The sequence below is a fragment of the uncultured Comamonas sp. genome (assembly GCF_964277875.1).
Classification (GTDB): Bacteria; Pseudomonadota; Gammaproteobacteria; order Burkholderiales; family Burkholderiaceae_C; genus Comamonas; species Comamonas sediminis.
In genome coordinates, this window is sequence record NZ_CAXYJV010000045.1 from 44145 (window position 1) to 57944 (window position 13800).

At 65.1% G+C, this 13800-nt stretch carries 14 protein-coding genes; 6 read left to right on the top strand and 8 right to left on the bottom strand.

Translation table 11 applies throughout. The features are described 5' to 3' along the window. Positions 1-17 precede the first annotated feature (17 nt). The 6 genes from ACHWUQ_RS18635 (at position 18) to ACHWUQ_RS18660 (ending at position 6269) form a co-directional block, all read left to right on the top strand. Positions 18-1004, top strand: coding sequence for a 2-hydroxyacid dehydrogenase (locus ACHWUQ_RS18635; RefSeq protein WP_394682034.1), 987 nt, complete (start codon positions 18-20; stop codon positions 1002-1004). Positions 1005-1073: 69 nt separating this feature from the next. After that, the gene (locus ACHWUQ_RS18640) at positions 1074-2522 is read left to right on the top strand and encodes an aldehyde dehydrogenase family protein (RefSeq protein ID WP_394682035.1); all 1449 of its coding nucleotides are present in this window, start codon (positions 1074-1076) and stop codon (positions 2520-2522) included. A gap of 106 nt (positions 2523-2628) precedes the next feature. Then, complete coding sequence (locus ACHWUQ_RS18645; protein ID WP_239810421.1) at positions 2629-3615, top strand: DHH family phosphoesterase; 987 nt, start codon at positions 2629-2631, stop codon at positions 3613-3615. Further along, positions 3615-3854: a cysteine-rich CWC family protein gene (locus tag ACHWUQ_RS18650; RefSeq protein ID WP_394682036.1), complete on the top strand. Its 240-nt coding sequence runs from the start codon at positions 3615-3617 to the stop codon at positions 3852-3854. Before ACHWUQ_RS18645 ends, ACHWUQ_RS18650 begins: the two co-directional genes overlap by 1 nt. Positions 3855-3957: 103 nt before the next feature. Continuing rightward, positions 3958-5424 carry a DHA2 family efflux MFS transporter permease subunit gene (locus ACHWUQ_RS18655; protein WP_394682037.1) on the top strand — a complete coding sequence of 489 codons (1467 nt, stop codon included), beginning with the start codon at positions 3958-3960 and terminating at the stop codon, positions 5422-5424. 77 nt (positions 5425-5501) lie between these two features. Beyond that, positions 5502-6269 (top strand): class II glutamine amidotransferase, encoded by a 768-nt coding sequence (locus ACHWUQ_RS18660; RefSeq protein ID WP_239810418.1) that lies wholly within the window; start codon positions 5502-5504, stop codon positions 6267-6269. 51 nt (positions 6270-6320) lie between these two features. Here the strand turns inward: ACHWUQ_RS18660 and ACHWUQ_RS18665 are convergent, their stop codons facing one another. From ACHWUQ_RS18665 to ACHWUQ_RS18700, 8 genes are all read right to left on the bottom strand, one after another. Further along, positions 6321-7451: an acyl-CoA dehydrogenase family protein gene (locus tag ACHWUQ_RS18665; RefSeq protein WP_312417958.1), complete on the bottom strand. Its 1131-nt coding sequence runs from the start codon at positions 7449-7451 to the stop codon at positions 6321-6323. A gap of 47 nt (positions 7452-7498) precedes the next feature. Continuing rightward, a complete protein-coding gene (locus tag ACHWUQ_RS18670) occupies positions 7499-8167 on the bottom strand; it encodes an SDR family oxidoreductase (RefSeq protein WP_239810416.1) in 669 nt (222 codons plus the stop codon). Positions 8168-8193: 26 nt separating this feature from the next. Continuing rightward, the gene (locus tag ACHWUQ_RS18675; protein ID WP_312417956.1) at positions 8194-8817 is read right to left on the bottom strand and encodes an MSMEG_1061 family FMN-dependent PPOX-type flavoprotein; all 624 of its coding nucleotides are present in this window, start codon (positions 8815-8817) and stop codon (positions 8194-8196) included. Then, the gene (locus tag ACHWUQ_RS18680) at positions 8814-9914 is read right to left on the bottom strand and encodes a hypothetical protein (RefSeq protein WP_313335969.1); all 1101 of its coding nucleotides are present in this window, start codon (positions 9912-9914) and stop codon (positions 8814-8816) included. Before ACHWUQ_RS18680 ends, ACHWUQ_RS18675 begins: the two co-directional genes overlap by 4 nt. A 27-nt stretch (positions 9915-9941) precedes the next feature. Next, positions 9942-11123, bottom strand: a complete 1182-nt coding sequence (locus ACHWUQ_RS18685) for an acetyl-CoA C-acyltransferase (protein WP_373450790.1) — start codon at positions 11121-11123, stop codon at positions 9942-9944. Between the two features lie 101 nt (positions 11124-11224). Further along, positions 11225-11887: a carbonate dehydratase gene (gene can, locus ACHWUQ_RS18690; protein WP_239810412.1), complete on the bottom strand. Its 663-nt coding sequence runs from the start codon at positions 11885-11887 to the stop codon at positions 11225-11227. A gap of 49 nt (positions 11888-11936) precedes the next feature. Beyond that, positions 11937-13118, bottom strand: coding sequence for an isovaleryl-CoA dehydrogenase (locus ACHWUQ_RS18695; protein ID WP_394682038.1), 1182 nt, complete (start codon positions 13116-13118; stop codon positions 11937-11939). A 97-nt stretch (positions 13119-13215) separates the two neighbouring features. Continuing rightward, positions 13216-13611: a MerR family DNA-binding transcriptional regulator gene (locus tag ACHWUQ_RS18700; protein ID WP_312417948.1), complete on the bottom strand. Its 396-nt coding sequence runs from the start codon at positions 13609-13611 to the stop codon at positions 13216-13218. Positions 13612-13800: the final 189 nt, after the last annotated feature.

Below are 13800 nucleotides of genomic sequence, written 5' to 3' on the forward strand. Positions count from 1 at the left end.
GAAAGCCCCCTCCACACATGACTGCTACCCAACGCCCGCGCGTGCTGCAAATGGGCAAGATGCCGCTGCCCGCGCTTGATGCCGATCTGGCCCAGGAATTCGATACCACCGTGCTGAGCGCACAAGCGAACCCGCAGCAGTTCCTGGCTGCCCATGGTTCGGAATTTGCCTACCTGGTCACCTCGGCCAGCATGGGCGCATCGGCCTCGGTGATCCAGGCCTTGCCGGCGCTGCGCGGCATCAGCAGTTTTGGCGTGGGCTTTGATGCGCTGGACCAGCAGGCCATCCTGGCCCAATCCGCCCGCGTGGGCTACACCCCCGGTGTGCTGGACGACTGCGTGGCCGACATGGCCTTTGCGCTGCTGCTGAACAGCGCCCGCCGCCTGGCAGCGGCCGACCGCTTTGTGCGCGCCGGCCTCTGGCCCAGCGAACGCTTTGGCGTCTACACCCGCGCCTCGGGCAAGCGCCTGGGCATCCTGGGCATGGGCCGCATTGGCCGCCAGGTGGCGCGCCGCGCCAGCGGTTTTGACATGGAGGTGGCCTACCACAACCGCCGCCCGGTCAGCGATTCGCCACACCGCTACATGGCATCGCTGCAGGAGCTGGCCGAGTGGTGCGATTTTCTGGTCATCACCGCCGCCGGTGGCGACGACACCCGCCACCTGGTCGATGCCCAGGTGCTGCAAGCGCTGGGCCCGCAGGGCTTTCTGATCAATGTGGCGCGCGGCAGCGTGGTCGATGAAGCGGCGCTGCTGGACGCACTGCAACACCAGCGCATTGCCGGCGCCGGCCTCGATGTGTTCGAGGACGAGCCTCGCCCCCTGCCCGGCCTGCTGCAGCAGGACAACGTGGTGCTGGCACCGCATATCGCCAGCGGCACCCAGGAGACGCGCCGTGCTATGGCCGACCTGGTGCTGGCCAACCTGCGCAGCCTGATCGCCGACGGCCAGCCGCTGCAGGAAGTGCCCTGGTCCTTGGCTGCGGCACAGGCCCGCGCTGCCTGAGAACGTTTTGACGACGACCGAACCATCCACCCATTTCTTGAGACCAGGCCCCAAGCGCCTGGCAAGCCCATGACGACACACAACAACCTGATCAACGGCAGCTGGACACCCGGCAAAACCACCTCCCCCAACACCAACCCCAGCGACCTGTCCGATGTGATCGGCCAGTACGCCCAAGGCGATGCCAGCGATGTGGATGCCGCAGTGGCGGCGGCCACGGCCGCCTTCCCGGCCTGGAGCGTGTCGGGCATCCAGGCGCGCCATGATGCGCTGGACAAGATCGGCAACGAAATCCTGGCGCGCAAGGAAGAGCTGGGCGACCTGCTGGCCCGCGAAGAGGGCAAGACCCGGCCCGAGGCGATTGGCGAAGTGGCCCGCGCCGGCCAGATCTTCAAGTTCTTTGCCGGCGAATGCCTGCGCCTGGCCGGTGAGAGCCTGCCGTCGGTGCGGCCCGGCATTGGCGTGGAAATCACGCGCGAGCCCATCGGGGTGGTCGGTCTGATCACGCCCTGGAACTTCCCCATCGCCATTCCGGCCTGGAAGATTGCACCCGCGCTGGCCTTTGGCAACTGCGTGGTGATCAAGCCCGCCGACCTGGTGCCCGGCAGCGCCTGGGCGCTGGCCGACATCATCCACCGCAGCGGCATCCCTGCCGGTGTCTTCAACCTGGTGATGGGCCGGGGCCGCATCATTGGCGATGCACTGGTGCAGCATCCCGATGTGGCTGCGATCAGCTTTACCGGCTCGGTCGGTGTGGGCCGGGGCATTGCCGAGGCCTGCGTCAAATCGGGCAAGAAGGTGCAGCTGGAGATGGGCGGCAAGAACCCGCAGGTGGTGCTGGACGATGCCGACCTGGCCCAGGCCGTGGAGCTGTCAGCCCAGAGCTGCTTTTACTCGACCGGCCAGCGCTGCACCGCATCGAGCCGCCTGATCGTCACCGACAAGATTTACCCTGCCTTTGTGCAGGCGCTGCAAGAGCGCATGGCCAGGATCAAGGTGGGCGATGCGCGCGCCGCCGGCACCGATATCGGCCCCGTGGTGAGCCAGGCCCAGCTGGAGCAGGACCTGAGCTATGTGGAAATCGCCAAGGCCGAAGGCGCCGTGCTGGCCACCGGCGGCAGCCGCATTGCCTGCCATACCGGCAGCGGCAAGGAGGGGTTTTTCATGCAGCCAGCCTTGCTGGTGGACAGCACGCCGCAGATGCGCATCAACCGCGAAGAGGTATTTGGCCCGGTCGCCAGCGTGATCCGCGTGCAGGACTATGAAGAGGCACTGGCTGTGGCCAACGACACCGCCTTTGGCCTGTCTGCCGGCATTGCCACCACCAGCCTGAAGTACGCCAGCCACTTCAAGCGCCACGCCCAGGCCGGCATGGTGATGGTGAACCTGCCCACCGCCGGCGTGGACTACCATGTGCCGTTTGGCGGCCGCAAGGGATCGAGCTACGGCCCGCGCGAGCAAGGCCGCTATGCGCAGGAGTTCTACACCACGGTGAAGACGGCCTACACGCTGGCATAAACGCTGCGCCAGCCCATGGCGCCTGCGGGCATGCGGTGGCCCTCCACCGCATGCCCGCGCAGTACTTGGTCGCTCTCAGGTAATACGCTTGGCGGAAAATGGCAGGATGAAACTTCTGCCCGACCTTTCTCTGCCGGTGACGGCCGACATCAACGACCCCCAGCCCCTGATCCTCTACCACGGCCGCAACTGCCCCGATGGCTATGGCGCGGCGCTGGCGGCCTGGCTGTTCTTCTCCGGCAACGCAGAGTTTCGCGGCCTGGACCATGGCGAAATTCAGACTGTGGACGACCTGGGGCCGCTGGCCGGCCGCACGATCTACATCCTCGACTTTGCCTTTGGCCCCGAGCTGCTGGCGGCCATCGAGGCGCAGGCCCACAAGCTGGTGCTGCTGGACCACCACAAGAGCGCGGCCGAGAAGCTCCATGGCTACCAATGCACCTGCGGCGTCGTGCATTTCGACATGAACAAGTCCGGCGCGCGCCTGGCCTGGGAGTTCTTCTTTCCCCAGAACCCCATCCCCGCGCTGGTGCTGCATATCGAGGACCGCGACATCTGGCGCTGGCAGTACCCCGAAAGCGGTGCCTTCCTGGCCGCGCTGGACATGGAGCCGCGCAGCTTTGAGCGCTGGGCCGAGATTGCAGCCTTCAGCCCCGAACAACTGAGCGCCTTCATGGCACGGGGCGGCGCGATGGACGAGAAGTACCTCAAGCTCTGTAGCGACATCGCCGAAGGCGCGCAGCCACTGGTGTTCAATGGCGTGGCTGGCTTGATGGTGAATGCCCCGGGCATGTTCCACAGCCAGGTCGGCGATATCCTGGCCAAGCAGAGCGGCACCTTTGCGCTGATGTGGAGCGCCAGCCCCAAGGGCGCCAAATGCGGCCTGCGCTCGCGCTCGGACTTCAACTGCATTCCGCTGGCCGAAAGCATGGGCGGTGGCGGCCATGCGCAGGCCTGCGGCTTCCGCATGGGGGTGGACCGCCTGCCCGAGCTGCTGGCCGGCAGCCTGACCGCCCGGCCCGAAGACGCGCTGCCGCCCCCACGCCCCGCGCCAGCCGCAGCACCCACCCCGGTGCCGACAGGCACGCCATGATGCCTGCCACCCGCACGGACAGCAGCACCTGGGCGCAGCAATGCCCTCTGTGCGGCCAGCGCAACGGCTGTGCCGTGGCCCAGGGCCTGCCTGCTGCCCAGTGCTGGTGCATGACCGCCGATATCGACCCCCAGGCCTTGCAGCGCCTGGCCCCGGCCGAGCGCGGCCAGCGCTGCATCTGCCCGGCCTGTGGCCGCGCGGAGCCCGATCCCGGCGCCAGCACCAACCGGGGTGACTGACAAGCCCCAGCCCCAGGATCATCATCAAACGCCCGGGGCCGGCCTGCTTGCAGGCGCCCCACCCGGCCAACCGCCACACGCGCCCATCCGCCCAGCCTCCGCCATGCAGATAAGACACCACAACGCCCAGGATCTGCGCAGCCTCTATGGGGAGCGCTTTCGCTGGTACCTGCTGTTCAGCGTGATGGTGGGCACGATGGCCTCGATCATCTCGTCGACCATTTTCAATGTCGCCATTCCGGCGATGAGCCAGCACTTCCAGCTCGGCCAGTCGCGTGCGCAGTGGGTGACCTCGTCCTTCATGGTGGCCACGACGGTGGCGATGCTGACCACGCCCTGGCTGCTGTCGCGCTATGGCTACCGCAACACCTACCTGGGCGCCGTACTGCTGCTGATGCTGGGGGGGATGGGCGGCGGTTTCAGCAGCGACTACAACCTGGTGCTGGTGGCGCGCGTGGTCGAAGGGCTGGCGGCCGGTGTGATCCAGCCGATTCCCGCCATCATCATCCTGCATGCCTTCGCATCGCATGAGCAAGGCCGGGCTAACGGCCTGTTTGGCATGGGCATCGTGCTGGCGCCGGCCATTGGCCCGAGCGTGGGCGGCCTGCTGGTCGACTGGATGGGCTGGCGTTCGGTGTTCTTCATGGTCGTGCCGCTGTGCCTGGCCTCGGTCTGGCTGGGGCTGAAGTTTGTGCCCGTCAATGCGCCCGGCGGCGCCGCCGCCGACCGCCATGGCAACAGCCTGGACTGGCTGGGCCTGGCCATTGCCACCACCGGCACGGTCTGCCTGCTCAATGGCCTGGTGGCGCTGCATGGCAGCGGCTGGCAGCAAAGCGCCGTGCTGCTGGCGATTGCGCTGGTTTGCCTGCCCGCCTTCATTGGCTGGCAGCGGCGCCTGCTGGCCCAGGGCGGCAAGCCGCTGATGGACCTGCGCCTGTTTGCCAGCAAGCCTTTTGCGGCCGGCTGCATTGTGGCCTTCATCTACGGCGTGGCCTTGTTTGGCTCCACCTACCTGCTGCCGGTATTCATGCAGCTGGGGCTGTCGTACTCGGCGTCGGTCGTGGGCACCACGATGCTGCCCGCTGGCCTGGTGCTGGGCGGCGTCATCGCGCTGGCCGGCCGCATGGCTGACCGCACCCCTGTGCACTGGCTGGTGATCGGCGGCCTCTCGCTGCTGGCGCTGTCCTTTGTGCTGACCGGTGTGCTGCAGCCGGGCTCGTCGCTGTGGCTGCTGGTGGGCTATACGGTGCTGGGCCGCATTGGACTGGGCTTCATCCTGCCGTCGCTGACCCTGGGCAGCATGCGCTCGCTGGACAAAAGCCTGATCTCACAGGGCTCGAGCAGCTTCAGCTTTCTGCGCATGCTCGGCGGCGCCGCCGGGGTGAGCCTCTGCGGCATCTTTCTGGAGTGGCGCGTGGCCTTCTACACCAACCAGTCGCCCGCCATCGACATTGTGCTGGCCGAGCGGGTGGCGGGTTTTCGCGACACTTTTTTGATGCTGGCCGTGGTCTGTGTGCTCGCGGGCGTCGCTGCCCGCCAGCTGCAGGCACCTGCGGCGGCCAGGCCATAAGAGACTTTGACCAGGTTCTTGGCCCGTAGCGAATGGTCTACACTGGGCCATCCAACGGTTTTCAAAGAGTTTTTGCCATGTGCCAACTGCTGGGGATGAACTGCAACACCCCCACCGACATCAACTTCAGCTTCAGCGGCTTTTCGCAGCGGGCCGGCAATACCGACCACCACAGCGATGGCTGGGGCATCGCCTTCTTTGAAGAAGGCGGCCTGCGCCTGCTGGTGGACCACCAGCCGGCCGTCCAGTCGCCGGTGGCCGAGCTGGTGCGGCGCTACCCCATCCACAGCCGCAATGTGATTGCGCATATCCGCAAGGCCACGCAGGGCCAGGTGCTGCTGCAGAACTGCCACCCCTTTGTGCGCGAGCTCTGGGGCAAGAACTGGGTGTTTGCCCACAATGGCGACCTCAAGGACTTCCGCCCCCGCCTGCACACCCACTTTCACCCGGTGGGCGATACCGACAGCGAGCATGTGTTTTGCTGGCTGATGCAGGAGCTGTGGAAATCCCATGCCGGCACGCCCAGCATTGCCGAGCTGACCCACACTCTGCGCGAGCTGGCCGCGCAGATTGCGCCGCATGGCACCTTCAACTTTCTGCTCTCCAATGGCGAGGCGCTCTGGGCCCATGCCAACACCTTCCTGTGCTACACCGAGCGCGCGCATCCGTTCTCGCAGGCACAGCTGAGCGATGAGGATCTGAGCATCGACTTTGCCACCTGCACCACGCCGCAGGACCGGGTGGCCGTGGTGGTGACGTCGCCGCTGACCACCAACGAGCAGTGGACAGCTTTCCAGCCCGGCGAGCTGATGGTGTTTGCCGACGGCCGGCGCCTGGCGCTCTAAACAACAAACCCGGCAGCGCCGGGTTTGTTTTTCACGATCCTGCAAAGGCCCTCAAGCCAGCGCGCGGGTGATCAGGATCTTCTGCACATCGCTGGTGCCTTCGTAGATCTGGCAGACCCGCACATCGCGGTAGATGCGCTCCACCGGAAAATCATTGACGACGCCATAGCCGCCCAGGGTCTGGATGGCGGCGCTGCAGACGCGCTCGGCCATCTCGCTGGCAAACAGCTTGGCCATGGCCGCTTCCTTCAAGCACGGCTGGCCGGCATCGCGCAGGCTGGCGGCATGCCAGATCAGCTGGCGCGCGGCCTCGATCTGCGTCGCGCATTCGGCCAGGCGAAAGCCGACGGCCTGGTGGTTGATGATGGGCGTGCCAAAGCTCTCGCGCTCCTTGGCGTACTGCACGGCCACATCAAAGGCGCTGCGCGCCATGCCCACGCTTTGCGCGGCAATGCCGATGCGCCCGCCTTCGAGCGCGCCCAGCGCAATCTTGTAGCCCTCGCCTTCGGCGCCGATCAGGTTCTCGGCCGGCACCACGCAGTTCTCAAAATTGATCTGCGCGGTATCGCTGCTGTGCTGGCCGAGCTTGTCCTCCAGCCGCGCGACCTGGTAGCCCGGGTTGTCGGTAGGCACGATGAAGGCGCTCATGCCCTTCTTGCCGGCGCCCTTGTCGGTCACCGCAATCACGATCGCCACCTGGCCGTTCTTGCCGCTGGTGATGAACTGCTTGACGCCATTGATCACATAGGCATCGCCCTGTTTGCTGGCGGTGGTGCGCAGCGCGCTGGCGTCCGAGCCGACATGGGGCTCGGTCAGGCAGAAGGCGCCCAGCATCTCGCCCCTTGCCAACGGGGCCAGCCATTGTTTTTTCTGTGCGTCGCTGCCGTAGCGCATCAGGATGGCATTGACGGGGCAGTTGGTCACGCTGATGGCGGTGCTGGTGCCGCCGTCGCCAGCGGCAATTTCTTCCAGTACCAAGGCCAGGCTGATGTAGTCCAGCCCTGCGCCACCGAGCGCATCGGGCACGCAGATGCCGTAGGCGCCCAGCTGGGCCAGGCCCTGGTGGGCTGCCTTGGGGAACACATGGTCGCGGTCCCACTGCGCGGCGTGCGGCCACAGCTCGGCCTGGGCAAATTCACGCACCGCATCGCGGATCATCGTCTGGTCGTCGTTCAAAAGCATCGGTTGTCTCCGGATTTTCTCGTTCTGTCGCTGTCTGCTTGGCGGGCTTACCAGTGCTTGGCGCGGCGGCCATCGTGGTGCAGCAGGCGCCCCTTGTCCGCATCGCTGACCGAGGCCAGGGTCTGGCGCATGCCGCTGACGCTTTGCTGCACGGTCAGCGGCGCTTCATCCCCGCCCATGTCGGTCTGCACCCAGCCCGGGTCCAAGGTGATCAGGCGCGCGCCGGGGTAGTCATGCTGGGCGGAGGCCACCGCCATGTTCAGCGCCGTCTTGCTGACCCTGTACAGCCAGGAATAGCTGTCATCCACACCTTCGATCTGCGACATCGACGACGAGATAAAGGCAAACACGCCGCCGCTGGCCTCGACAATCGGGCCAATCTGCGGCAGCAGCTGCATGGCGCCCAGCACATTGGTGTGCATCACCGCATCAAAATCGGCCTGGGTCGGCACCGTGCGGGCATTGGGCCGGCGGATCACACCGGCCACATACATCGCCAAGTCGATCTGCTGGCCCGCCAATGCCGTGGCCAGTGCCGTCACGCTCTCCGGTTTGAGCACATCAACCAGAAAAGCCCGCGCGCCCAGCGCCTGCAGCCGCGCCTGCGCCTCCGCATCACGCACCGTGGCCAGCACCGTCCAGCCTGCCTGCGCATATTCCCGCACCAGCTCCAGGCCAATGCCGCGCGAGGCGCCGATCACCAAAATCACAGCCATTCCTACGCCCTCCTCGGCGGTTGTCGTCACTGTCCCTGCTCTTGCAGGATTTGCTGCTGGTAGCGCGCCACCATGTCCGCCTGCGGCTCGGGCGCCGCGCTTGAGCCCATCTGGTCATGGATCATCTGGTTGAGCGTGGGCAGGGTGCTGCGCGCGATCTGTGCCTCGGCCTGCCACAGACGCGAGCGCATCAAGGCCTTGGCGCAGTGCAGATAGGCTTCGCGCACCTCGATCTCGATCACCAGCTTGGGCCGTTGGCGTTCGCCATCGAACACATCGATGAAGCGGGCCTCATCGCGCAGCTTTGCGGTGCCGTTGACGCGCAAGGTCTCGTCCACGCCAGGCAGCAGGAAAAGCAGCGCGATACGGGCATCGGTCAGCAGGTTGCTGAGCGAATCGAGCCGGTTGTTGCCCCCGGCATCGGGCAGCAGCAGGTGCTGCGCGCCCTGGCATTTGACAAAGCCGGGCGGGCCGCCCCGGGGCGAGGCATCGAGCATCTCGCAAGCCTGGCCGGCCGTGGCCACCACGCACAGCGGCGACAGCGCGATAAAGCGCTGGCAATGCACATCGAGGTGGTCCAGCTGCTTGGCCAGCGCACGCTCGGCGGGCTGGGCGTACAGCGCGCGCAGTTGCTCGGTAGATTCGATCATGCAGCCTCCGGGTCGTCATGTTCTGCATCGGCCGCCGCAGCGCCTGCGGCTGCATAGACGGCCAGATACGCATCCCAGGAGGGATCGAAAGACACGTCGACGCGCCCGGGCAGGGCCACCGCCTGCTGCTGCAGACTTTGGCGGGCGGCTGCGGCGTCATCGACGTAGTAGCAGGCAGTGCGCTCGCGCATGCCTTCGATACGGGTATAAGCCAGAATGCCGTTTTCCATGCGCTCCAGCGCCGCCTGCAAGCCTTCCTGCGCATCACGTGCCTGGTCCAGGGTCTCGCCGTCTTCAAACGTCAAGGTCCATTGCAGGCAGTAAGGCAGATCGGCGCGCGTGGCCACGGCATTGGCCGACAGGCGCAGGCCCAGCAGATCGGGCACGGCATCGGCGGGGGCATCGCGGCGGCGTGCCTCCAGCATTTTCCAGCGGTCATCGTCGGCCGGGGGGAAGCGGTAGCTGCGCCCCAGGCTGTCGCGCAAAAACGCGTCGAACACGGCAGGGAAGGCGGAGAGCGGACCCACGCCAGCGACCTCGGGCGCGAAGGCATCGACCACATCGACCGGGCCGACCCGCACCGCAAAGTCCCATTCGCCCAGGACATGGTCGAGCATGATGAAGGCCATGTGTTGGGCCAGTTCGCGCTGCTCGGGGGCGATGATCTTCTCAAAGCCCAGCTCCAGGCCAACGATGCCGCCGGCATCGTAGTGGGCCACCAGCACGTCCGAGCAGGAGAGCTCCAGGCCCTCCATCGCCATGCTGAAATCGTTGATGGGGCTGCGGTTGCGGAAGGCCTGCACCTTGTAGCCCGGCAGGCTGGGCGCCGCACGCACCAGCGCCATCAGGTTCTCGAACTGGTCGACATTGCCATGGGCGCTGAACACCAGGCGCGAAAACAGGCTGCCTTCCGAGCGCTCCAGCTCCAGCGCCAAATCGGGGGCGATGCGGGCCAGCATCTCGTTGGCCTGCACCACAAAGGCCTGGTTGGGCAACAGCGCCAGGTGGCGCTCCTGGTAGACCAATTCCTGCCAGAAGGACTCGATATCCTTTGCCTGCAGCTGCCCCGGGCCGGGGCCCACCGATTCGTTCGTCATAGTTTCTCCTCTGTCAGGATGACTAGACTACATGATTTCAATCGCCATCGCAGTGGCCTCACCTCCGCCAATGCACAGCGTAGCCAGGCCACGGCGCTTGCCACGGGCCTGCAGCGCATGCAGCAGGGTCACCAGAATGCGCGCACCGCTGGCACCAATGGGGTGGCCCAGCGCGCAGGCGCCGCCGTTGACGTTGACGATGTCGTGCGAGACCTTCATGTCGGCCATCAGCGCCATCGGCACCACGGCAAAGGCCTCATTGATTTCCCAAAGGTCCACATCCTCGACCTTCCAGCCGGCCTTTTTCAGCGCCTTCTCGGTCGCGCCAATCGGTGCGGTGGTGAACCACTCGGGCTCTTGCGCGTAGCTGGCATGGGCCACGATCTTGGCCAGCGGCTTGCAGCCCAGCTCCTTGGCGGTGGATTCGCGCATCAGCACCAGAGCGGCTGCGCCATCGTTGATGCTGGAGCTGGACGCCGCCGTGATCGTGCCATCCTTCTTGAACGCGGGCTTGAGGGCGGCGATCTTGTCCAGGCGCGCCTTGCCGGGGCCTTCGTCCTCAGTCACGGTGACCTCGCCCTTGCGGGTGGACACAGTGACCGGCGTGATCTCGGCTTTGAAAGCGCCGGACGCGGTCGCCGCCTGCGCGCGCTGCACGCTGGCAATGGCGAACTGGTCCTGCTGCTCGCGGCTGAACTGGTACTTGGCGGCACAGTCCTCGCCAAAGGTCCCCATCGAGCGGCCGGGCTCATAGGCGTCTTCCAGGCCATCGAGCATCATGTGGTCGAACACCTTGTCATGGCCCATGCGGTAGCCGCCACGGCCCTTTTTGAGCAGGTAGGGGGCATTGGTCATGCTTTCCATGCCGCCGGCGACCATCACATCGCGGCTGCCGGCCACCAGCTGGTCATGGGCCAGGATGGTGGCCTCCATGCCGGCGCCGCACATCTTCGACAGGGTCACAGCGCCGGTGCTCTTGGGCAGACCACCCTTGAACAGCGCCTGGCGCGCCGGGGCCTGGCCCTGGCCAGCCATCAGGCAGTTGCCGAACAGCACCTCTTCCACTTTTTCAGGGGCGACACCCGCGCGCTCCACCGCTGCCTTGATGGCCGCGCCGCCCAGGTCATTGGCCGAGAGCTCGGCAAAATCGCCCATGAAGGCACCCATGGGGGTACGGGCTGCGCCAACGATAACGACGGGATCATGCATCTGGTGTCTCCTGATTGAATTCGGGTCTTGTGCTGCAGGCCTCTCAGGGACCGCTCGCGCTGTAAAAAAGGCAGCCCTGGACGCAGGGATGCCTGGCGGGTTTAATCGCGCTTGCGCTCGGCCACCAGGGCCACGGCGCGTTGGTGGACCTCGGACAGCCCGCCAATGCCTGGAACGGTCATCTCCAGGTCGGTGATCAGGCCGTTCTTGAGGCTGTAGCACCAGCCGTGCAAGGTCACCTTCTGGCCGCGCGTCCAGGCGTCCTGCAAGATGGTGCTCTGCGCCACATTCACCACCTGCTCGATGGCATTGAGCTCGCACAGCGCATCATGGCGGTGCTGGGGCGACAGGCTTTGCAGCAGTGCCAGGTGCTTGTCGCGCACATCGCGCACGTGGCGGGTCCAGTTGTCGACCAGGCCCAGGCGCAGGCCTTCGAGCGCCGCAAGCACGCCGCCGCAGCCGTAGTGGCCCACGACCATCAGGTCCTGGATCTTGAGCTGGTCCACCGAATACTGGATGGTGGACAAACAGTTCAGATCGCTGGGCACCACCACATTGGCCACATTGCGGTGCACGAACACCTCACCGGGCTCCAGACCGGTGATCTGGTTGGCGGGCACACGGCTGTCCGAACAACCGATCCACATGTACTTGGGGTGCTGCTGCGACATCAGGCCCGTGAAGAACCCGGGGCGGTCACGCTCCATCTGCTCTGCCCACAAACGGTTGTGGTCAAACAGGTCTTTGATGGAGGTTGTACTCATAAGGCTATCCTTTTGTTGTGTGGGTATCAGGATGGCGCAGCGCAGCCGGTCAGCAGGTTTCTGCGAACAGCTCACGCCCAATCAACATGCGGCGAATCTCGCTGGTGCCGGCGCCAATTTCATAGAGTTTCGCATCTCTCCACAGGCGGCCGAGCGGATACTCGTTGATATACCCATTGCCGCCATAGATTTGCACGCCTTCGCCGGCCATCCAGGTGGCCTTCTCGGCGCACCACAGAATGACGCTGGCGCAGTCCTTGCGTACCTGCCGCACATGGTCGGTTCCGAGCAGATCGAGGTTTTTAGCGACCGTATAGGCAAAAGAGCGGCCAGCTTGCAGCACGGTGTACATATCGGCCACCTTGCCCTGGATGAGCTGGAACTCACCAATGCTTTGGCCAAACTGCTTGCGGTCATGGATGTAGGGCACGACGTTGTCCATCACCGACTGCATGATGCCCAACGGGCCGCCGGTCAGCACGGCGCGTTCATAGTCCAGGCCGCTCATCAGCACCTTGGCGCCGCCGTTGACTTGGCCCAGCACGTTCTCGGCCGGCACTTCGACGTTCTGGAACACCAGCTCGCCGGTATGGCTGCCGCGCATGCCCAGCTTGTCCAGCTTTTGTGCAATCGAAAAACCGGGCATGCCCTTCTCGATCAGAAAGGCGGTGACACCCCGGGCGCCCATCTCCGGCTCGGTCTTGGCGTACACCACCAGGGTGTCGGCATCCGGGCCATTGGTGATCCACATCTTGTTGCCGTTGAGCAGGTAGTAGCCGCCCTTGTCCTCGGCCTTGAGCTTCATGCTGATGACGTCGGAGCCGGCACCCGGCTCACTCATCGCCAGCGCGCCCACATGCTCACCGCTGATCAGCTTGGGCAGGTACTTGGCCTTCTGGGCTTCATTGCCGTTGCGGTTGATCTGGTTCACACAGAGGTTGCTGTGCGCACCGTAGGACAGGCCTACCGACGCGCTGGCACGGGAGATCTCCTCCATCGCCACCATATGCGCCAGATAGCCCATGTCGGCGCCGCCATACTGTTCGGATACCGTGATGCCCAGCACGCCCAGGTCACCAAACTTGCGCCACAGGTCCATCGGGAACTGGTCGTTGCGGTCAATCTCGGCGGCGCGCGGCGCGATTTCAGCCTGCGCAAACTCGCGCACGGCATCACGCAAAGCGTTGATATCCTCACCCAACTGGAAATTCAGGCCTGGCAATCCGGACATGGTCTTGTCTCCTATCTATATGGCGCACCAGATGCCGCGGCCACCGGCGAAGGCGGTGGAACGGCATCATTACGTTTACGTTCACGTCAACTATATATTATTTTTTTGACGGCTGCTTTGCGAGCAAAGCATGGGCTTCCTGCATATGCTCATCAATTTCTGCCAAGTTGGCCTGCAAATCTGCCAACTGGGTCTGCAGGCGCTGGCGGTGCGCCGTCAACACCTCGATAAAGCGGCTCAGCTGCACACCGGTGTCGCGCGGCGACTCGTAAAGGTCGATGATTTCCTTGGCTTCCTGCAGGGTCAGCCCCAGGCGCTTGGCCCGCAAGGTCAGCCGAAGACGCGTGCGCTCCTTGGCCGAATACACGCGCTGCTTGCCGCCGGCGCCGGTGCGCTCAGGGTGCAACAGGCCCATGTCCTCATAAAAGCGGATGGCCCGGGTCGTCAGATCAAATTCTGCTGCCAGCTGCCCGATGGAATAAGTCGGTGTCATGGTCCCCCTGCATGCGCTTGTTGTTCTGGATGGACCATTATGCGGCATGCACCGCTTGGCACCACCAGGCGCCGGACAAAAGAAAAACCCCTCTACTCGGGAAGAGCAGAGGGGTTGATCAGTATAAAAGCCTGACGATGACCTACTTTCACACGGGAATCCGCACTATCATCGGCGCGAAGTCGTTTC

What these genes read in the sequence shown, in the direction of transcription:
- ACHWUQ_RS18635 (WP_394682034.1), top strand. Translation starts at nt 18, where the DNA reads ATGACTGCTACCCAACGCCCGCGCGTGCTGCAAATGGGCAAGATGCCG.
- ACHWUQ_RS18685 (WP_373450790.1), bottom strand. Translation starts at nt 11,123, where the DNA reads ATGCATGATCCCGTCGTTATCGTTGGCGCAGCCCGTACCCCCATGGGT.
- ACHWUQ_RS18665 (WP_312417958.1), bottom strand. Translation starts at nt 7,451, where the DNA reads ATGCTTTTGAACGACGACCAGACGATGATCCGCGATGCGGTGCGTGAA.
- ACHWUQ_RS18680 (WP_313335969.1), bottom strand. Translation starts at nt 9,914, where the DNA reads ATGACGAACGAATCGGTGGGCCCCGGCCCGGGGCAGCTGCAGGCAAAG.
- ACHWUQ_RS18700 (WP_312417948.1), bottom strand. Translation starts at nt 13,611, where the DNA reads ATGACACCGACTTATTCCATCGGGCAGCTGGCAGCAGAATTTGATCTG.
- ACHWUQ_RS18655 (WP_394682037.1), top strand. Translation starts at nt 3,958, where the DNA reads ATGCAGATAAGACACCACAACGCCCAGGATCTGCGCAGCCTCTATGGG.
- ACHWUQ_RS18640 (WP_394682035.1), top strand. Translation starts at nt 1,074, where the DNA reads ATGACGACACACAACAACCTGATCAACGGCAGCTGGACACCCGGCAAA.
- ACHWUQ_RS18670 (WP_239810416.1), bottom strand. Translation starts at nt 8,167, where the DNA reads ATGGCTGTGATTTTGGTGATCGGCGCCTCGCGCGGCATTGGCCTGGAG.
- can (WP_239810412.1), bottom strand. Translation starts at nt 11,887, where the DNA reads ATGAGTACAACCTCCATCAAAGACCTGTTTGACCACAACCGTTTGTGG.
- ACHWUQ_RS18645 (WP_239810421.1), top strand. Translation starts at nt 2,629, where the DNA reads ATGAAACTTCTGCCCGACCTTTCTCTGCCGGTGACGGCCGACATCAAC.
- ACHWUQ_RS18675 (WP_312417956.1), bottom strand. Translation starts at nt 8,817, where the DNA reads ATGATCGAATCTACCGAGCAACTGCGCGCGCTGTACGCCCAGCCCGCC.
- ACHWUQ_RS18695 (WP_394682038.1), bottom strand. Translation starts at nt 13,118, where the DNA reads ATGTCCGGATTGCCAGGCCTGAATTTCCAGTTGGGTGAGGATATCAAC.
- ACHWUQ_RS18660 (WP_239810418.1), top strand. Translation starts at nt 5,502, where the DNA reads ATGTGCCAACTGCTGGGGATGAACTGCAACACCCCCACCGACATCAAC.
- ACHWUQ_RS18650 (WP_394682036.1), top strand. Translation starts at nt 3,615, where the DNA reads ATGCCTGCCACCCGCACGGACAGCAGCACCTGGGCGCAGCAATGCCCT.